The 18,813-nt window shown below is 69.9% G+C and carries 21 protein-coding genes; 6 read left to right on the forward strand and 15 right to left on the reverse strand.

Going from position 1 to position 18,813, the window contains the following annotated elements:
• Positions 1-9: 9 nt before the first annotated feature.
• Positions 10-849 carry an exodeoxyribonuclease III gene (locus tag CQ034_RS09785; protein WP_181156274.1) on the forward strand — a complete coding sequence of 280 codons (840 nt, stop codon included), beginning with the start codon at positions 10-12 and terminating at the stop codon, positions 847-849.
• Here the strand turns inward: CQ034_RS09785 and CQ034_RS09790 are convergent.
• Genes CQ034_RS09790 through CQ034_RS09800 form a run of 3 tightly spaced genes read right to left on the reverse strand, consistent with a single transcriptional unit; the run spans position 837 to position 2,823 of the window.
• Positions 837-1,502 carry a DUF4166 domain-containing protein gene (locus tag CQ034_RS09790; protein ID WP_105710887.1) on the reverse strand — a complete coding sequence of 222 codons (666 nt, stop codon included), beginning with the start codon at positions 1,500-1,502 and terminating at the stop codon, positions 837-839. The two genes, CQ034_RS09785 and CQ034_RS09790, sit on opposite strands and share 13 nt — an antisense overlap.
• Positions 1,499-2,182, reverse strand: a complete 684-nt coding sequence (locus tag CQ034_RS09795; protein WP_105710888.1) for a DUF4166 domain-containing protein — start codon at positions 2,180-2,182, stop codon at positions 1,499-1,501. The genes CQ034_RS09790 and CQ034_RS09795 overlap by 4 nt, the downstream gene beginning before the upstream one ends.
• Positions 2,179-2,823, reverse strand: coding sequence for a hypothetical protein (locus CQ034_RS09800; protein ID WP_081859885.1), 645 nt, complete (start codon positions 2,821-2,823; stop codon positions 2,179-2,181). Before CQ034_RS09800 ends, CQ034_RS09795 begins: the two co-directional genes overlap by 4 nt.
• Positions 2,824-2,868: 45 nt before the next feature.
• Here CQ034_RS09800 and trpS point away from each other — a divergent pair, with 45 nt between their 5' ends.
• Positions 2,869-3,873 (forward strand): tryptophan--tRNA ligase, encoded by a 1,005-nt coding sequence (gene trpS / locus CQ034_RS09805; RefSeq protein ID WP_081859884.1) that lies wholly within the window; start codon positions 2,869-2,871, stop codon positions 3,871-3,873.
• Positions 3,874-3,886: 13 nt separating this feature from the next.
• Complete coding sequence (locus CQ034_RS09810; RefSeq protein ID WP_258134166.1) at positions 3,887-4,477, forward strand: hypothetical protein; 591 nt, start codon at positions 3,887-3,889, stop codon at positions 4,475-4,477.
• Positions 4,478-4,513: 36 nt separating this feature from the next.
• Here the strand turns inward: CQ034_RS09810 and pth are convergent, their stop codons facing one another.
• Together pth and CQ034_RS09820 are read right to left on the reverse strand one after the other, a co-directional pair.
• Positions 4,514-5,095: an aminoacyl-tRNA hydrolase gene (pth, locus tag CQ034_RS09815; protein ID WP_105710890.1), complete on the reverse strand. Its 582-nt coding sequence runs from the start codon at positions 5,093-5,095 to the stop codon at positions 4,514-4,516.
• 97 nt (positions 5,096-5,192) lie between these two features.
• Positions 5,193-5,804 (reverse strand): 50S ribosomal protein L25/general stress protein Ctc, encoded by a 612-nt coding sequence (locus tag CQ034_RS09820; protein WP_029262568.1) that lies wholly within the window; start codon positions 5,802-5,804, stop codon positions 5,193-5,195.
• A gap of 224 nt (positions 5,805-6,028) precedes the next feature.
• On the opposite strand from CQ034_RS09820, the gene CQ034_RS19770 reads away from it, so the two are divergent.
• Entirely contained in the window at positions 6,029-6,154 is a 126-nt protein-coding gene (locus tag CQ034_RS19770) for a hypothetical protein (protein WP_258134167.1), read from the forward strand.
• A 23-nt stretch (positions 6,155-6,177) separates the two neighbouring features.
• On the opposite strand, the gene CQ034_RS09825 is transcribed toward CQ034_RS19770, so the two are convergent.
• The 7 genes from CQ034_RS09825 to CQ034_RS09855 all read right to left on the reverse strand — a co-directional run bounded on the left by CQ034_RS09825 (position 6,178) and on the right by CQ034_RS09855 (position 12,691).
• On the reverse strand, positions 6,178-6,675 hold the full coding sequence (locus CQ034_RS09825) for a gluconokinase (protein ID WP_105710891.1): 498 nt from the start codon (positions 6,673-6,675) through the stop codon (positions 6,178-6,180).
• Complete coding sequence (locus tag CQ034_RS09830; RefSeq protein WP_105710892.1) at positions 6,672-7,712, reverse strand: alcohol dehydrogenase catalytic domain-containing protein; 1,041 nt, start codon at positions 7,710-7,712, stop codon at positions 6,672-6,674. The genes CQ034_RS09825 and CQ034_RS09830 overlap by 4 nt, the downstream gene beginning before the upstream one ends.
• Positions 7,713-7,725: 13 nt before the next feature.
• Positions 7,726-8,415, reverse strand: a complete 690-nt coding sequence (locus CQ034_RS09835; protein ID WP_258134168.1) for a fumarylacetoacetate hydrolase family protein — start codon at positions 8,413-8,415, stop codon at positions 7,726-7,728.
• A gap of 41 nt (positions 8,416-8,456) precedes the next feature.
• Positions 8,457-9,242 carry an SDR family NAD(P)-dependent oxidoreductase gene (locus CQ034_RS09840; protein ID WP_105710894.1) on the reverse strand — a complete coding sequence of 262 codons (786 nt, stop codon included), beginning with the start codon at positions 9,240-9,242 and terminating at the stop codon, positions 8,457-8,459.
• A complete protein-coding gene (locus CQ034_RS09845; RefSeq protein WP_105710895.1) occupies positions 9,239-10,657 on the reverse strand; it encodes an MFS transporter in 1,419 nt (472 codons plus the stop codon). Before CQ034_RS09845 ends, CQ034_RS09840 begins: the two co-directional genes overlap by 4 nt.
• Positions 10,658-10,788: 131 nt before the next feature.
• The gene (locus CQ034_RS09850) at positions 10,789-11,577 is read right to left on the reverse strand and encodes an IclR family transcriptional regulator (RefSeq protein ID WP_105710896.1); all 789 of its coding nucleotides are present in this window, start codon (positions 11,575-11,577) and stop codon (positions 10,789-10,791) included.
• Positions 11,578-11,632: 55 nt separating this feature from the next.
• Positions 11,633-12,691, reverse strand: coding sequence for a D-2-hydroxyacid dehydrogenase (locus tag CQ034_RS09855; RefSeq protein WP_105710897.1), 1,059 nt, complete (start codon positions 12,689-12,691; stop codon positions 11,633-11,635).
• A 99-nt stretch (positions 12,692-12,790) separates the two neighbouring features.
• Here CQ034_RS09855 and CQ034_RS09860 point away from each other — a divergent pair, with 99 nt between their 5' ends.
• Positions 12,791-13,681 (forward strand): NAD(P)-dependent oxidoreductase, encoded by an 891-nt coding sequence (locus tag CQ034_RS09860; RefSeq protein ID WP_105710898.1) that lies wholly within the window; start codon positions 12,791-12,793, stop codon positions 13,679-13,681.
• A 56-nt stretch (positions 13,682-13,737) separates the two neighbouring features.
• Positions 13,738-15,186 (forward strand): NADP-dependent phosphogluconate dehydrogenase, encoded by a 1,449-nt coding sequence (gene gndA, locus CQ034_RS09865; RefSeq protein WP_105710899.1) that lies wholly within the window; start codon positions 13,738-13,740, stop codon positions 15,184-15,186.
• A gap of 50 nt (positions 15,187-15,236) precedes the next feature.
• Here gndA and CQ034_RS09870 read toward each other — a convergent pair whose 3' ends face one another.
• From CQ034_RS09870 to CQ034_RS09880, 3 genes are read right to left on the reverse strand one after another with little or no spacing between them, the layout of a single operon-like run.
• Positions 15,237-16,487: an FAD-binding oxidoreductase gene (locus CQ034_RS09870; protein ID WP_105710900.1), complete on the reverse strand. Its 1,251-nt coding sequence runs from the start codon at positions 16,485-16,487 to the stop codon at positions 15,237-15,239.
• Positions 16,488-16,540: 53 nt separating this feature from the next.
• Positions 16,541-17,266, reverse strand: a complete 726-nt coding sequence (locus CQ034_RS09875; protein ID WP_105711009.1) for an ABC transporter ATP-binding protein — start codon at positions 17,264-17,266, stop codon at positions 16,541-16,543.
• A 59-nt stretch (positions 17,267-17,325) separates the two neighbouring features.
• Positions 17,326-18,789 (reverse strand): ABC transporter permease, encoded by a 1,464-nt coding sequence (locus CQ034_RS09880; RefSeq protein ID WP_105710901.1) that lies wholly within the window; start codon positions 18,787-18,789, stop codon positions 17,326-17,328.
• Positions 18,790-18,813: the final 24 nt, after the last annotated feature.

Raw genomic sequence — 18,813 nt, forward strand, 5'->3', positions numbered from 1 at the left:
CTTGTGAGCATGCCTCATCTGCGTATCGCCACGGTCAATGTCAACGGAATCCGAGCCGCGGCTCGCAACGGGATGAGCAGCTGGCTCGACGAGGCCGGAATCGACATCCTCACGCTCCAGGAGGTGCGCGGGCAGGACGAGCACCTCGAAGCCGCGCTGCCCGGCTGGTCGTTCGTGCACGACGAGGCCACCGCCAAGGGTCGCGCGGGCGTCGCCATCGCGAGTCGTACGCCGGCCATCGCGTCGCGCACCGAGTTCGGTGCTGCGGACTTCGACTCGAAGGGCCGCTGGATCGAGGCTGACTACCTGCTCGGAGACCGTCCGCTCACCGTCGTGAGCGCGTACGTGCACTCCGGCGAGGCCGACACCCCGAAGCAGGACGAGAAGTGGAAGTTCCTCGACGCGTTCGGCACGCGGCTCGGCGAACTCGGCGCCGACGGTGCGCTCGCCCTCGTCACCGGGGACCTCAACGTCGGGCACCGTGAGCTCGACATCAAGAACTGGCGTGGCAACCGCAAGAAGGCCGGATTCCTGCCCCGTGAGCGTGCCTACTTCGACCGCTTCCTCGGCGAGTCGGGCGCAGAGATCACCGCCGTCGACGGCACGATCGGCACGGGCCTCGGGTGGGTCGACGTCGGCCGCCGCTTCCACGGCGAGATCGACGGGCCGTACACATGGTGGTCGATGCGCGGTCAGGCATTCGACAACGACTCGGGGTGGCGCATCGACTACCACCTCGCCACGCCGGCACTCGCCGAGCGCGTCGCGACCTATCACGTCGCCCGCGCGGCGGCCTACGACCAGCGCTGGAGCGATCACGCTCCGGTCGTCGTCGACTACTCGTACTGACCCGATCCGGGGGCGGCCCCGGCGTCGCGGTCGGTGTGCTCCGCGTGACGGTACCAACCGCGGTACTCGAGGACTGTTCCGAGCACGGGGTTCGTGGCGCGCATCGCGATGGTGCGACGCTGCTCGGCGTCGTCCCAGCCGTCGACGAGGTCGACATCGAGGCGCAGGATGCCGCGAAGTGTGATCCGGTGTCTGCCGACCCGCAGGGCCACCGCGCGGGAGCGCATCCGCAGGGCGCCCTCCGACGTGACGGCGCACTCCTCGAGCATCTCCACGCGCCCGCGAACGCCCAGTACGTTGTGGAGGATCCCGGGGCGCTCGGTCACCGTGAGGCGATCGGAGATGTGCTGGATCGCCCCGGGAAACCGGAACTCCCGCCGGGCGGCGAGGGTCGCCCGGCCCGATCTCGATCGGCCGGCCACCGTGTCGATCCGGAACGGGACATCGCGGGCGAAACGCGTGACGAGCAGTCCGGGTCCCACCACCGGGTAGCCCAGAGCGGTCAGCCGCCCGAACCGGCTGCCGGCGACCGAGAACACGCCGACCGCGCTGTCGCTCTCGGCCTCCACCCGCATCTGCGCGAGGATCTCCGGGTGCAGCCGCTCCGCGTCGTCGCCGAGCGCGGCGAGGAAGACGGCGCCCCTGGCCGTCATTCGCGAAGCTCCTCACGATAGGGCTTGACGGTCGCAGGCGCCGGCCCCTCGACGAACTCGCACGTGAACGCGCCGCGGTAGCCGAACAGGAATCCGAGGATGTCGTTGTGGATCTCGAGATCGATCAGGAACCGCTGCTGCTCATCGTCGTATCTCTCCCGCAGCCGCGCCCGCCCGCTGAACAGCATCGGGAATCGGAAGGCGAGAGGCCCCTCGTAGAACCGCTGCTCGCCGGAGGTCAGCTGCAGAGCGCCGTCGTCGGTGACGGCCAGGTCGAGGTCGACCGCCAGGTGCTGATGCGTGCCCAGATAGTCGACCACTCGACGGCGGGCGTCGCTGTAGATCATGGTGGCGTCGAAGCGTCGGCGACGACCGGGGCGCACTTCCATCGTCCGGACGAACGTCACGGTCTCACGGCCGAAATCATCGAGGTACGCATGGTTGTCTATCCGGAACGGGACATCGCGTCCGCGCTCCGGGAAGAGGATGTTCCGGAACGTCCCGATCAGCAAGAAGGGCAGCGTCCACCAGGGGCCACGACGCACCTCCGTCATCGTGCCGCGTCCGATGCAGCCGTACCCGGCCTCGACGCCGACCCCGAAGCGACGCTGGAGCTGCGGGTGGAGCCGGGCGAAATCGTCTCCGAGCGCGCGCTCGAAGATACCGGTCGACGTCGTCATGCGATCTCCTCGAGCGATCTCGGTGCGTCGTCCATGATCGTGCGCCCGGTGCGGCGGGCAGGTCGCGATCGACAGTTCCGCGCACGGGGCCGATATCCGCGGCGCAGCGACCGCCATCCGCTGGCTTGCTCCGGGGAGGTCCCCTCTTCCGCCCACATCCGCAGGCGGTCGAAACTCCGCGCGGTCAGCCACCACACGAACGGGCGGATGAGGAGCGGGTCGCACAGGCGCCCGAGCCATCCCCATCCCGGCACGTAGTCGTAGCCGGTCAGGAATCGCACGCCCTCCGGCGTCGGGATGTAGCGCCAGTACCCGCGACCCGCGCCCAGCGGGGACAGGGCGTCCTCCGTGTCGAACAGCAGAGCCGAAGTCCGCTCCCCGGCAGGTCCCTCGCGGGTGGCGAGGGAGACTCCCGTGCCGCGGATCGTGTGCACCCCGAGGTCGAGCTCGTATCGGAACTCCCGTGCGCCGTCCGATCGCGTGCGCTGCGGAACGATGTCGCTGAATCGCGCATCCCAGCGCACGTGAGAGGCGGGATCCTGCGTCAGCCGCCAGACCTCCTCCAGCGGCGCGCGGATGAGGACCTCGACGTAGAGGGCTTCGTCCCCTCGTCTGCGGCGGAGAGGGGATTCGGGCGTCATGCGCCCATCGTATGGGCCCCGCACACACCCCATAGGATTGAGGGTGTGACGAAACCGCGCCTTTACTCCGGAATGCAGCCCTCCGCCGACTCCCTCCAGATCGGCAACTACATCGGCGCGCTGCTCCAGTGGCGAGACCTGCAGAGCTCCTACGATGCCTACTTCTCGGTCGTCGACCTGCACGCGCTCACCGTCGCACAGGACCCGGCGGAACTCCGTGAGAAGACCCGACGCACCGCCGCGCAGTACATCGCCGCGGGCATCGAGCCGTCGCTGTCGACCCTGTACGTGCAGTCCCATGTGCGCGCGCACGCCGAGCTCGCCTGGATCCTCAGCACGATCACCGGTTTCGGCGAAGCCGGCCGCATGACGCAGTTCAAGGACAAGTCGACGCGGTACGGAGCCGATGCCACCAGCGTCGGCCTGTTCACGTATCCGGTCCTCATGGCCGCCGACATCCTGCTCTACCAGACCGATGTGGTGCCGGTGGGCGACGACCAGAAGCAGCACGTCGAGCTCACCCGTGATCTCGCCGAACGCTTCAACTCCCGCTTCGGCGAGACATTCACGGTGCCGATGCCGGTCATCCAGAAGGAGACCGCGCGCATCTACGACCTGCAGAACCCGACCGCCAAGATGTCGAAGTCGGCGGAGAGCGACGCGGGAGTCCTGTGGATGCTCGACGACCCGGCGAAGTCGGCGAAGAAGATCATGCGCGCGGTGACCGACAACGAGGGCTCCGTGCGCTTCGACCGGGAGAACAAGCCCGGCGTCTCGAACCTCCTCACGATCTACGCGGCCCTCAGCGGCCGCCAGGTCGCCGCGATCGAGGACGAGTACGCGGGTCGCGGCTACGGCGACTTCAAGAAGGGCCTCGCCGAGGTGGTCGTGAACGAGTTCGAGCCCGTGCGCGCGCGTGCACTCGAACTGCTCGACGATCCTGCAGAACTCGACCGCATCCTGGCCGAGAACGCCGGCCGTGCGGACGCCGTCGCCGATGCGACCCTCTCGAACGTGTACGACCGCGTGGGGCTCCTCCGGCGCGTCTGAGCCGCGCCCTAGGATGGGGGACGTGACTGATCCACAGCTGCCTCCCCCTTCCGGCGCCGAGCCCTTCGCGCCGCCGGCACCGCCCGCCGCACCGCCGTACGCAACGATTCCGAACGCTCCGGCCGCCGCGTATCCGGCAGCCCCTCCGGGCGCGTACCAGGTTCCCGTCGGCGGCTACGCCTCTCCGGCGGGCGCCTACACGGCCCCCGACACCACGGTCCGCCCGTCCGGCCTGTTCGGGACGATCGCGCTGATCCTCGCGCTCCTCGCCGCGGTCGTCACCCCCATCATCGCCGGCATCGCGGCCTTCGAGATCGGGCGCGTCCTCCCGCAGGGCGTGACGACGTCGACAACCGAAGACCTCAGCGTTCTCTCCCCTGCACGGGACCAGGTCCTCTGGGCCGAGCTGTCCTTCTGGATCGGCACGGTCCTCGGGATCGCCGCGATCGTGATCGGCATCATCGCCATCGCCAAGCGCAGGGGCCGTGGCGCCGGTATCGCGGCCGTCGTCGTCGCCGTGCTCGGCGCGGTCATCTTCTTCACCGTGCTGGTCGCCGCGCTCGCGGCCGGAAGCGCCGCAGGCTTCGCGACCTACACGTCCTGACGACGCTCTCGGAGCAGCGGGAGCGCCACCGCGGCGTCAGCGCGGTGCGTGGTGCTTCTGCTGCGCCGCGAGAAGACCTTCACCGACGAGGAGCTCGACCGCGTCGGCGGCATCATCGACGAGGATGGGCAGGTTCGGCCGTTCCTCTTTGCCGAAGGGTGAGAGGACCCAGTCAGCGGGATCCTGGCGGCCGACAGGTCGACCGATCCCCACGCGCACACGGGGGAACTCCGCTGTTCCGAGCGCCCGAGCGACGTCCCGCACCCCGTTGTGGCCGCCGTGCCCACCGCCGATCTTGAGCCTGACCGTGTCGAAGGGGATGTCGAGTTCGTCGTGCACGACGACGACCTGCTCTGCGGGCACCGAGTAGAAGCGCGCCAATGCCGCGACCGGGGTGCCCGAGACGTTCATGAAGGTGTTCGGCTTGGCCAGGACGAGCTTGTCCGCGCCAGGACGCAGCCACGTCTCGACGACGCGCGCTCCCCCTTTGTGCTCCCGGAACGCCTCGCTGCGTCGCGAGGCCAGCTCATCGACCACCATCTGACCGATGTTGTGCCGGGTGGTCTCATATCGCGGGCCCGGGTTGCCGAGTCCCACCACGAGCCAGGTCGATGCCATGTCGTCGTCCTCTCCCCGCCCGGTGCGAGCCCCGGTCAGGATACGACAGAGGGGACGCGATCGGATCGCGTCCCCTCTGTGATGAATCAGTCGGAGATCACTCCGCGGCAGCCTCTTCGGCAGCCTCGGCGGCCTCGGTGCTCTCGCCCTCGGCGTCATCCTCGGTGGGTGCGGCCGGGACGGAGATCGCGACGACGAGGACCTCGGGGTCGGAGAGCAGCGTGGAGCCCTTGGGGAGCTTCACGTCGGCGCCGGTGATGTGCGCGCCCTCTTCCAGGCCCTCGACCGAGACCTCGATGTTCTGCGGGATGTGCGTGGCCTCGGCCTCGATCGAGAGCGTGGTCGCGTCGAGGTTCACGATGGTGCCGGAAGCCGACTCACCGGTGACGATGATCGGCACGTCGATCGCGACCTTCTCGCCCTTCTTCACGACGAGCAGGTCGATGTGCTCGATGATCTGGTGCACCGGGTCGCGCTGAACATCCTTGACGAGGGCGAGCTGGCCCTTGCCCTCGATGTCGAGCTCGAGCAGCGCGTTGGCGCGGCGGATGATGAGCGAGACCTGGTGGCCCGGCAGCGCGACGTGCACCGGCTCGGTGCCGTGGCCGTAGATGACGGCGGGGATCTTGCCGGCGGCGCGGAGGCGGCGGGCGAAGCCCTTGCCGAAGCTCTCGCGGAGCTCGGCCTGGACCTTGGTGTCTTCAGACATGGGGTTCTCCTTCGGGGCACGCAGCGAAGGCGCCGCGCGGTGGTCTTGGAATTGTCGAACTCGCTGACGCAGGAGGAAAGCCACCGGGCTTGCTTCGCCGCGTCGATAACGGATGAACGCGCACGCGCAGAAGCATCCCTCGCCGAGGTACAGCCTCAATGGTACCGGATGACCCGATAGGCTGAGGACACCCGGTACTTTTCTGCAGAACACGGAGAACCCCCATGCTCGACGGCGCCTTCCTCTCGCACGCAATCCTCTGGCTGATCGGCGCCATGACCGTGTGCGCGGCCGTCACGTCGTTCATCGCACTGTTCGCCATGGGCCGCTCGAGCTACCGCAAGGACTGAACGCGGCTCAGACCGCCGCGGTTTCAGAGAGCCGACGCCTGCACCGCATCGCGGATGAGGCGGAGCTCCTCATCCAGAGCGAGTGACGCAGACACGCGGACTCCGGCTTCGCCGTCCTGCAGCGACTCCAGGGTCTCCAGCTGGGAATCCAGCAGGGATGCGGGCATGAAGTGCTCTGCGCGCTGCGTCAGCCGCGCCTCCAGAGTGGCACGATCCACCACCAGCTCCACGAAGAACGTGTCGGGTGCCTCTTCACGGATCGCGTCCCGGTAGCGACGACGCAGCGCGGAGCAGGCGATCACGATCCGGTCCTCGCCGTGGAGTGTCGCTCCGACCGTGCGAAGCCACGGCATCCGGTCGGCATCGTCGAGCGGGATGCCGGCGGCCATCTTCTCGACGTTGGTCAGCGGATGCAGGTCGTCGCCGTCGATGAAGCGCGCCCCCATGCTCTCCGCGAGCGCACTGCCGACGGTGGACTTGCCGCAGCCGCTGGGACCCATCACGACGATGCGCACACTCATATCTCCAGGCCGAAGTCGATGAGCACCTTGCAGGAGCTCGCGGGATCGGCCGCCAGCGCGAAGGCATCGTGAGCATCCTCCACCGGCAGCACCTCGCTGATGATACCGCGCACGTCGAGGCTGCCGTCGGCGAGGGCGGCGATGACGTCGTCGAACTCGTCACCGAAGCGGAACGAGCCGCGGAGCGTCAGTTCACGGGTGATCGCCGTGGCCAGGGGTGCCGGAACATCTCCCCCGCGTTGCAGGCCGAGCAGCACGACGGTTCCGCCACGGATCGCCGCCGAGACCGCGGCCGAGAGACCGGGCACGGTGCCGCTGGACTCGACCACGACATCGGCGTGGAGCTCCGCGATCTCCGCCTCGGCCCTCGCATCGAGCGACCGGATGCCGCGCGCCTCGGCGATCTCGCGCGGACGCTGCTGCAGGTCGGTGACGGTGACGGACGCCGCCCCGCCGCGCTGGGCGACCGCGGCGACCAGCTGACCGATGGGCCCTGCGCCGATGACCACGACACGACGCCCGCGCACATCGCCGGCGCGCTGCAGGGCGTGCCAGGCGACGGCTGCAGGCTCGGCCAGCGCGGCGGTTCTCAGATCGAGTCCGGCGGGCAGGGGGTGCAGCATGCGCGTGGGCATCGCGACCCGGCGCGCGAACGCTCCCTGCGTGTGCGGCAGGTGCATCGCCGAGCCGAGGTACGTCGAAGCCGGGGCGAGATTCGGCTGATCCGACGGCCAGGGCGTGCGTCCGTCGCCGTGCGCGGTGAGGGGATGCACGGCGACAGCCGTTCCGACGACGGGACCCGACCCGTCCGCCGCCGCGACGGCCACGACGCCCGCGACCTCGTGCCCCAGGACCATCGGCTCGCGCAGCACGGAGGCCCCGGCTGCACCGTGCCGGAAGTAGTGCAGGTCGGAGCCGCAGATGCCCCCGTAGGCGACCTCGACGACCGCCTCGTCGGAGCGGGGCGCGGGAGCACCGATGTCTTCGATCCGCAGATCGTCGGCGGCGTGGGCCACCACGGCGAGATTGTCCACCATGTCTCCTCCTCGGTCAGACGAACACCGTGACGAGCTCGACTCCGGCCACCCTGATCGTCACGCGCTGGCCGGGATGCACCGGCGCCTGCGAATGCGGGGCGCCGGTCATCACGACGTCGCCGGGCCCCAGCACGGACCACGCCGCGACATACGCGAGGCAATCTCGGATCGGCATCGGCAGCTGCCGGCTCCCGGTCCGGGCGACGAGGAGCCCGTCGACCTCGACGTCGAGGTCGACGTCGTCGATCCCCACCGCGGTATCGATCCACGGGCCGAGTGGCGTGTATCCCTCCCCCGACTTGGATTCGAAGTTGCGGGGATCGCTGTGCGCGCGGTCGGGGCTGGAGAGATCGTTCACGGCCGTGATGCCGAGCACATACTCGTGGGCATTCTGAGCCGTCAATCCGTGGGTCGCCCGGCCGATCACGACGGCGATCTCGCCCTCGGCCACCGGGGCGCCCGCATCGCGCCGCAGGGCGACCTCCGCTCCGCTTCCGATCACGGTCCGCGGGCTCTTGAGCCACGCCTGCACCGGCGAGGTGTGGTCGGGGCCGTTCTGGGCGATCCCGACGATGACGAGGGGGTCGACCGGCGCGACGACGGTTCCTTCGACGGCGTCACCCTCGTCATCCGGGGCGCGGCCCTCGGCGAACGCGAGGAACGGGTCCGAGATCGGGATGTGCCCGTGGTCCGTCTCACGCACCCACCGGGGGCCTGCGGCGGACGCGACTCGACCGAGCCGCATCAGACGACCGCTGTCATGCCGCCGTCGACGAAGAGCGTCTGGCCGTTGACGAAGTCGCTCGCCCCGCCGGCGAGGAAGAGCAGAGCGCCGACGAGGTCTCGGGTGTCGCCCCAGCGTCCGGCCGGAGTGCGTCCGCGGACCCATGCCGAGAACTCCTCATCATCGACGAGCGGCTGCGTGAGAGCGGTCGCGAAGTAACCGGGAGCGATGGCGTTGGCCTGGATGCCGTGCGGGGCGAGATCGGCGCAGAGCCCCTTCGTGAACATCACGATCGCGCCCTTGGTCGCCGAGTACGCGGCGATCGAGGGGCGCGCGAGCTGCGACTGCACGCTGCCGATCTGGATGATCTTCCCCGAGCCGCGGGCGATCATACCGGCGGCGACGCGACGCGAAAGGTGGAACACGCTGGAGAGGTTGGTCTGCACGAGCGCATCCCAGTCCTCGTCCGCGAACTCCGCGATCGGCGCCCGCCGCTGCACACCGGCATTGTTCACGAGAATGTCGGGGGTTCCGATGAGCTGCTCGACCTCGCGCATCCCCGCATCCACCGCCGCGGCGTCGGTCACGTCGAAGACGACGCTGTGGGCCACGGCCCCCGTGCCCTGCGTGATCTCGGCCGCGACCGCCGCGGCCTTCGCAGCATCGCGTCCGTGGACCACGACGGTCGCACCCGCTCCGGCGAGTCCCTCCGCGAGGGTCCGGCCGATGCCCTGGCTCGATCCGGTCACGAGCGCCGTGCGGCCGCTGAGGTCGAAGAGGGTGAGGCCCGCAGGCACGGCGCTCACCGTCCGACGGCCTTGATCGAGACCGTCGTGGCGAAGACGTCGTCGCCGCCCTCTTCGCGGGAGACCTTGATCGCGTCGTCGATGCGGGTGAGATCGCGGCGGAGCGTCTCCGGGGCGAGGAACGTCGAGGCGGTCGTGATGATGGCGAGCACGGCCATGTAGATCGCCAGGAGCACCCAGTTCCCGTCGCTCACCGCGATCAGGTACGCACCGAGGACACCGGCGAGGCCGCCGGCGAGCACGGCCGAGATCTCGCGAGCCATCGCGACGCCGAGGTAGCGGTGACGGTTGCCGAAGAGCTCGGGGAGCATGGCGCACTGCGGTCCGAGCATGCTGTTCACGGCGACGCCGATGCCGATCGCGATCACACCGATGGCCACGGCGTAGTTGCCGAGTGACAGCAGCCACCACGCGGGGAACGTGTAGACGAGCATGAAGACGGCTCCGAACCGGTACACCGTACGGCGCCCGAAGCGGTCGGAGAGATGTCCGGTGAACGGCACGGAGAAGACGCCGATCAGCGATCCGAGGGTGACGCCCCACGTGAGCAGGCTCTTGTCGGCACTGTCCCCGACCACCGTGACGAAGAAGGCGAGACCGAGGGTCTGGAACATGTAGGAGCCGCCGTTCTCGGCCATCCGCAGACCGATGCCGACGATGACGCCGGGGAGGCCGTGCGTGAAGATCTCCTTGATGGGGCGATCGGCGATCTGCTCGTGCTTCTCGAGCTCGACGAAGGTCGGCGTCTCGCGCAACCGCATCCGGATGAACAGGGCGAGGAGGATCAGCGCGAACGAGGCGAGGAACGGCACGCGCCATCCCCAGCTCAGCAGCTGGTCCTCGGGGAGCAGGGTGATCAGCCCGAAGACGACCGCGGCGAGCAGGGTTCCGGCCTGGATGCCGACGAACGGCAGGGCCGAGAAGAACCCGCGGCGCTTGACCGGCGCGTACTCGGCCATCAGCACCGTCGCACCTGCCTGCTCGGCACCGGCACCGAAGCCCTGGAGGAGGCGCATCAGCACCAGCAGGATCGGGGCCCAGAGCCCGATCGCCTCGTAGGTGGGCAGCAGACCGATCGCGGTCGATGCCCCGCCCATCAGGACGATCGTGGCGACCAGGACCCACTTGCGCCCGAGCTTGTCGCCCAGGACGCCGAAGAACAGGCCTCCGAACGGTCGCGCGAGGAAGCCGACGCCGAAGGTCGCGAACGCGGCGACCGTGGCCATGGCCGGGTCGTCCTGCGGGAAGAACAGGACGTTGAAGATCAATGCCGTCGAGAGCCCGTAGAGCGCGAAGTCGAAGTACTCGAGCGCGCTGCCGATGCTGGACGCGAGCGTCGCGCGGCGCAGATTCGCCGCGTACTCCGGGTCATCGGACACTGCGCGTGCTGAGGTGCGGTGGTCGGTCACTGCCATCTCCTTCGATCGGCTTCGCCTGCGGCGTGACCCCGACTGTACCAGCCCGTTGGATTGCGTTCAACCCTTTGGACCGAGTTTCGACGCACGGAAGGACAGACCGCGCGCAGGACGCGGCAGCGCGGAACGAGTCAGCGACGAACGGCGGTGCTGAAGGGGTTCGTCAACGCCGCGGCAGCCGCGCGCAGCGCCTCGCCCACGCGCTCGATGCGCTCGTAGTCCGCCTCGGCGGCGCGGATGGCGACGCCGAGAGCCAGCGGCGGATCGGTCGGCGCCCAGCCCTCGAGCGGGACGGCGACGCCGACGATGCCGCGGAAGGACTCCTCCGCATCCAGCGCCCAGCCCCGCCGACGGGCGGTGGCGAGCACTTCCAGCAGCCCCGCCATGGTCGTCGCGCTCCGCTCCGTCAGCGACGGGAAGACCGCGTCCTCGCCGAGGAGCTCGATGACCTCGGCATCGGTCATGGCGGCGAGCAGCGCGCGCCCGGTGGCCGAGAGCGGCGCGGGGAGCCGCGAGCCCAGCGGGGTTCCCAGTCGCAGCGACCGTGACCCCTCGTGCCTGGCGAGGTAGAGCGCATCCGTGCCGTCGAGCATGGCGACCTGCACGAGCTCGGAAGCCAGCTGCGGCGAAGCCTCGCACACGCTGTAGAACTCGCGCACCTGGTTGAACTGCGCCGCGAACGCACCCCCGAGCTCGGCGGTGCGCACTCCCAGACGATAGCCCTGCGGCGTGCGGTCGACCATGCCCCCGGCCTCGAGAGCGAGGCACAGATTCGCGGTCGACGACTTCGCCAGCCCGAGTTCGCCGGCGAGTTCGGTCAGTGTCCGGGGGCCACCGGCGTCGGCGAGGAGGCCGAGCAGGCGGATGCTGCGGGTGACGGCAGGCGCGGGATCGCGCCCCTCGCGGGTGTCGTCGTCCATGGCTGCGCCTTCCGCCGTCGGTGGGGCCGCGGGTGCACGCGCACCCGCCTGCGGATCAGTAGAACTCGACCGTATCGACCACGGCGGTCAGCGGCTCGCCATCGAGCAGGCGCGCCGCGTTCTCCGCGAAGCGTCGGGCGATCCGCTCCTCCTCCTTCGAGTTGAGCGCCGCGGTGTGCGGGCTCACCAGCACGTGCGGGTGCGTCCACAGCGGCGACGCGTCGTCGAGCGGTTCCTGCTCGAAGACATCGAGAGCGGCGAACGCGATCCGAACGTCGTCGAGAGCCGCGAGCAGGGCGGTCTCGTCGACGACCGAGCCGCGACCGACGTTGGTGATGATCGCCCCCGGCTTCACCGCAGCGAGGACGTCGGCACCGATCAGGTGATGGGTCTGGGCGGTGCCGGGCAGCGTCACCACGATCGCATCGACGTGGGCCACCGCGTCGCGCAGCTCGTCGAGCCGCACCAGGCGATCGACGCCGGCGACCGGCTCGCCCGACCTCGTCGTGCCCCACACCCTCGCACCGAGGGCATGGAAGCGACGCGCGCATTCCGCGCCGATCCCGCCGAGGCCGACGATCAACACGGTCATCTCGTCGAGCTGCCGCATCTCCCAGCGGTCGGGCCAGGTGCGGGTGCTCTGATCCGCGAGGAGGCGAGGGAGGTTCTTCGCTCCCGCCATCACGCCGAACACCGCGAACTCGGCCAGCGGCCCGCCGTGCACGCCCGCACTGGTGGTGAAGACGACCCGATCGAGGTCTGCGCGGTCGAGCCCTGCGGCCTTGACCGCCGCCCCGCCGCCCGCCGCCGTCGTCATGACCCAGCGCAGTCGCGGGTTCGCCGCCACTGTGCGGGCGAGCGCCGCGGCGTCCACATCGGGGATGCCGAAGAGCACGTCGGCGGAGTCGACCAGTTCGTCGAAGGCCTGCTGCTCGCTCGCGGTGCGTGCGAAGTCCGGGTCGCCGGACCAATCCGCAGGCCCCCGCATCGGCGGGAGGAGCGAGTGATCGCGGACCACCTCGACGCGAGGCTCGAGCTCTTCGATGAGCCGGCAGAGGTCTTCGCGCAGCGGTACCGTCACGACGGCGCGCAGCTTCTTCTCGGTCCCCGTCATGCTGATCCCTTCCTCGGGAAATCTGGAATCCCTCACTTTAGCCCAGATCCATCCCGTTGGACACTGTTCTCTCCGTTGGATTGTTGCTACGGTGTGCCCATGGACATCTCATCCGTCACCGTCGGAGCCGTCGGACTCGGCGCCATGGGCCGCCCGATGGCCGACCATCTGCTCGCCGCGCACGGCCGACTGGTGATCCACGCCCGCCGCCCGCAGCCGGAACTGCTGACAGCCGGAGCCGACTGGGCGGAGACGCCGCGCGAACTCGCCTCCAGAGTAGACGTCCTCCTGATGATGCTGCCGGATCTTCCCCCGTTCGAGGCGATGCTCGACGGCCCGGATGGACTCCTCGCGGACGCCGGCGAGCTGCTCATCATGATCGGATCGACCTCGTCGGCACCGGCCGTCCGTGCGCTCGCGCAGCGCATCGGCGCGCAGACCGACGGACGGGTACGAGTCGTGGACTGCCCGGTCTCGGGCGGCGAGGACGGGGCCATCGCCGGGACCCTCTCGATCATGCTCGGCGGCGATCCCGAGGACGCGGCCCTCGCGGCCGAGGTGCTGGCCCCGTGCGGCACCCCCGTCCTGCTCGGGCCGCTGGGCGCCGGCGAGGTCGCGAAGGCCTGCAACCAGCTGGTGGTGTCCGCGACGATCCTGGCCCTCGGAGAGGCCACGGTGCTCGCCGACCGCTCCGGACTCGACCTCGATGCCCTCTGGTCACTGCTCTCCGGCGGTTATGCGGGTTCGCGACTGCTCGACAGCCGACGCGAGAAGCTCGTCACGGGCGACGACTCCCCCAGCGGCGTCGCGCAGTACATGGTGAAGGATCTCGGCTTCGCCGCCGACATCGCCGAGGCCACCGGCACCTCCCCCGTGCTCCTTCCCACCCTGCGCGCCGCGTTCGACGAGCTGGTGGCCGCGGGCCTCGGAGACCGCGACATCGCCGTGTCCCGGCGGTTCATCGCGTCGCGTGACACAGGCGAGCACTGACCTCCCGGACAGCGATACGCTGAAACCACCCCTTCTTCACCCTCGAGGAGCCTTCTGTGCCCGAAGCATCAGCGAACATCGGAGTCGTCGGACTCGCCGTCATGGGATCGAACCTCGCCCGCAACCTCGCCAGCCGCGAGGGGAACACCGTGGCGATCTTCAACCGCAGCTACGAGAAGACCCAGACGCTCCTCGACGAGCACCCCGAGGCCGGATTCGTCCCGGCCCGCACCTACCAGGAGTTCGCCGACTCGCTGCAGAAGCCGCGCACCGCGATCATCATGGTCAAGGCCGGCGGCCCGACCGACGCCGTGATCGACTCCCTGGTCGAGGTCTTCGAGCCGGGCGACATCATCGTCGACGGCGGCAACGCGTACTTCCCCGACACGATCCGTCGCGAGAAGGCGGTCCGCGAGACCGGCATCAACTTCGTCGGCGCCGGCATCTCGGGTGGCGAGGAGGGCGCCCTGCTCGGCCCGTCGATCATGCCCGGCGGCTCGGACGAGTCCTGGGTCACGCTCGGACCGATCCTGCGCTCGATCGCGGCGGTCGCCGAGGGCGAGCCGTGCGTCACGCACGTCGGCCACGACGGCGCCGGACACTTCGTGAAGATGGTGCACAACGGCATCGAGTACGCCGACATGCAGCTGATCGCCGAAGCGTACGACCTGATCCGCCGCGGCACGGGCAAGACCCCCGCGGAGATCGCGGAGATCTTCGCCGAGTGGAACCGTGGCGAGCTGGAGTCGTACCTGATCGAGATCACCGCCGAGGTGCTCCGCCAGGTGGATGCCGAGACCGGCAAGCCGCTCGTCGACGTGATCCTGGATCAGGCCGGCGCCAAGGGCACCGGCGCGTGGACGGTGCAGACCGCGCTCTCGCTCGGCGTCCCCGTCTCGGGCATCGCCGAGGCGACCTTCGCCCGCTCGCTCTCCTCGCACCCCGAGCAGCGCGCCGTCTCCCGCGACCTGCCGGGCCCGGAGGAGGAGTTCTCGGTCGAGGACACCGACGCGTTCATCGAAGACGTCCGCCTCGCCCTCTACGCCTCGAAGATCGTCGCGTACTCGCAGGGCTTCGACGAGATCCGCGCCGGCGCCGCCGAGTACGGCTGGAACATCGACCTCGGCGCGATCAGCAAGATCTGGCGCGGCGGCTGCATCATCCGCGCGCAGTTCCTCAACCGGATCGCCGACGCCTACGCCGAGACGCCGGAGCTGCCGGTTCTGCTCACCGCCCCGTACTTCACCGAGGCGATCACCCGCGCCCAGGCCGCCTGGCGCCGAGTCGTCATCGCGGCCGCCGAGGCCGGTATCCCGGCGCCGGCGTTCTCGTCGTCGCTGTCGTACTACGACGGCATCCGTGCCGACCGCCTCCCCGCCGCGCTCGTGCAGGGGCAGCGCGACTTCTTCGGCGCGCACACCTACAAGCGCATCGACAAGGAAGGCACCTTCCACACGCTGTGGTCGGGCGACCGCACCGAGATCGAGGCGGAAGACACGCACTGACGTCTCCTCACGAAGGGCCGGGCACCGCGAGGTGTCCGGCCCTTCGTGCATCACACGAGGATGTTGTGGTTGCGCCGGAAGATGTTCTGCGGATCCCACGCGGCCTTGGTCGCGCGCAGCCGCGTGAGCGCCTCCGCCGAGAACATCCCCGGAACCGCATCCGGCCGCTCGGTGTCGGCGAAGTTGCCGTACTCGGCCAGGCGACCGGCCCGGATGCCCTCGCCGTCCGCGTCGATCGCCGAACGGGTCTGCTCGTCGAGCATGCCGGGGATGTCGAACGCCCCGGCCATCACGAACCAGTTCGCCGCACGCGCCGGGAACGCCGTCTCCTCCTGCGCGACGTCGTGGAACGCGCCGCCCAGCGACCGGAGGAAGACCACCGAGGCCGGGTACGTGCGCCGGAACGCGACGAGCCGCTCGATCAGCGCGTCGTCGAGCTCGGCGTAGAGCCCGTTGCCGCCGAGGAAGCCGGGAGGGGCGGGCGCGTCATCCCCCTCGGACTGGGGCATCTCCATCAGGACCTCGCGATACGGCGGAGTCGTCACCTGCGTCTGCACGCCGGGGAGCGCGGAGATCGGCTCCCACACGGCGCGCAAGCGGTCGGGCTCCGGTGCCGCCCACACCGCGCTCAGGCGCGCTCCCGCCGGTGCGCTCGGGTCCATCGGCGGCACGTCCATGTACGTGACCGTGAGCTCACGCGGAGCGTCGCGGAGCAGATCGCGCGCGGCACGCAGCACCGCGGTCGCATCACCGTCGATCACACTCTCGGCGAAGGCGATCCCGGCCAGCGGATGCGCGGCGAAGTCGAAGCGCGTGACCACGCCGAAGTTGCCGCCGCCGCCGCGCAGCGCCCAGAAGAGCTCGGGGTTCGTCTCGGAAGATGCGTCGACCACCTCGCCCGAGGCGGTGACGACCTGCGCGCCGATCAACTGGTCTGCGGCGAGACCCCAGGCCCGCACCATCCATCCGATTCCGCCACCGAGCGTGAGCCCTCCGACGCCGACCGAAGCGGTGTCGCCGGAGCTCAGCGCGAGACCGTGTGCGGCGAGGGCCGTGGCGACATCGCCCCAGACCGCTCCTCCTCCGATGCGCACGGTCGTTCCCTCGACCTCGATGCCGGACAGGCCACCGAGTTCGAGACGGATCCCGTCGGCGGGTGCGTGCGACCACGGCCCGTGCCCGCCGGCGACGACGGTCACGGGGACGGCCTCGCGGGACGCGCGTCTCACGACCTCGGCGACTTCGTCGACGGTCGAGGGACGGTGGACGGAAGGAACGGGAGCACCAGCGCTGTCAGCCATGGCGACATGGTAGCCAGAGCCGCCGACATCGTGCCCCCGTCCTCCGCACCGCCCTACTTCGTGATGTCCTGCACGACGCCCTTCGTCAGGCGCAGACGTCGAGTCGCCCGCCGGGCTACCGCCGAATCGTGGGTGACCACGATGATGGTGATGCCTTCCGCGCACAGGGACTGGAGCAGCGTCAGGATCTCGTCCCGCATGCTCTCGTCGAGGTTGCCGGTCGGCTCATCCGCGAGGAGCACCCGGGGGCGCTTCACGATCGCCCGCGCGATCGCCACACGCTGCTGCTGCCCGCCCGACAGTTCGGTGGGCAGGTGGTCGACGCGGTCGTCGAGACCGACGTGCGACAGCGCCGCCGCGACCCGCTTCCGCCGTTCCTCCCTGTCGAGGTGCAACGGCTCGAGCGCCATGTCGACGTTCTCCGCGGCGGAGAGCGTGGGGATCAGGTTGAACCCCTGGAAGACGAAGCCGATCTCCTCGGCACGGATGCGAGCGAGCTCCTTCGCCGACGCCGAGGACAGCTCTCGACCGTCGAGCAGGAGCGAACCGGTGGAGGGAGTGTCGAGCGCACCCAGCAGCTGCAGCAGCGTCGACTTCCCTCCCCCAGTCGGGCCCTGGATCGTGACGAACTCGCCGGGCAGGATCTGCAGATCCACTCCGGTCAGCGCCTTCACGATGCGTCCTTTCTGCGTATAGGTGCGCGTCACTCCTACCGCGCGGTAGAGCGGTCGATCCTGCTCCGGACCCCCTGTGGTCTCCACGATGTCTGCCATGGTCATGTGCTTCTCCTTCTCGTATGCCGCTGTGGACGGGCCGCTGTCGCCGATGCCGGACGGGATCATGCGACCGACCGCAGTGCTTCCGCCGGGCTGAGACGCGCGGCGCGCCAACCGCCGAATGCACCCGCCACGAGACCGCCGAGCACCGCGAGACCGACCGCTGCTACCAGCACCCAGGGCGTGAACGGCGCCTGCAGCACGATGTCGGCCGCCTGCGGCGTCGGCACCATCCCACCCGCGCCCCCGGTCGGGCCGGCGCCCATGCCGCCGGCGCCGGGGCCCTGACCGGCACCGCTCGCCGCGACAGAGGGCTTCAGGATGTTGATCACCACGATGCCGGCGACACCGAGGGCGAGCCCGACGGCCCCACCGATCAGGCCCTGCACCATGGACTCGCCCGCCACCTGGCGCACGACCCTGCCGTTCGACCAGCCGATCGCCTTGAGCGTGCCGAACTCCCGGGTGCGACGTCCGACGCCCGACAGGGTGAGGAGCACCGAGAGCAGCACGGCGACGGTGAGCACGATGATCGACAGCCACGTGCCGAGGTTCGCGATCAGGGCGCTCGCGTTCGAGAGTGATCCGGAGACGGTCGATGCGAGCTCGGACTGCGAGGTGATGGTCGCCTCCGGAAGCTCGTCGGCGAGCGCGGATTGCACGGCGTCGATCGACGCGGCCGAGTCCGCCTGCACGTACACGGTGGAGATGACGTCCTCGACTCCCGCGAGGGTCTGCGCGGTGCTCAACGGCAGGTAGACGTTCGCCGCGGTGTCCGCACTGTCCGAGGTCGAGCCGAGGAGCCCGACGACCTCGACGTCGGAGCCGGCCACATCGATGGCGTCGCCGACGGAGATCTCGTTCGTCGCGGCGTATGTGCCGTCGACGAGGGCGACGAGGGCATCGCCGTCGTCCGCGTCGAATCCGCGTCCCTCGGTCACCTCGGCCGAGGCGAGCGGGCCGATCGCCGTCGCGGCGGGATCGATCCCGAGCACGGAGAACGAGTCGACGCCGAACGATCCTCCGCCCCCCTGTCCGCCCTCCGGGGGCGCCTGCCCCTCTTCGGGGGCGGTTCCCTGCCCGCCGTCCTGCGGAGCGAACCCGCCGCTGGGCATCTCACCGGAGAAGGTGGAGTTCGTGAGGCTCAACGCACCGGAGGCTGCTGCGACACCCTCCGTGGATGCGACCGTGTCGAGCACCGAGGAGTCGAGCGTGCCGCGCAGGAAGTCCGTCCGCAGCATCGACTGCGCGAGAGTGGTGGTCTCACCATCGGTCTCCCCCGCGTCCGCGTCGAAGTCGAAGCGGGGCCCTCCGCCCTCGCCGGGCTCGGTGGCCGCCCCCGTCACGGTGAGATCGGTGCCGACACCGTAGACGGATTCCAGCGCCTGCGTCTGCGCATCGCGCACGCCGGTCGTCAGGGCGTTGACGACGATCACGAGGGCGATCGCGATCGCCAATCCGACCGCCACGATCAGCGTCTGCTTCTTTCGGCCGGCGAGTTCCCGCCGCAGATATGTTCCGTACATCTCTCTCCTTCCGCCGCGGCCATC

Source organism: Microbacterium sp. MYb45 (assembly GCF_002979655.1).
In the GTDB taxonomy this organism is placed as follows: Bacteria; Actinomycetota; Actinomycetes; order Actinomycetales; family Microbacteriaceae; genus Microbacterium.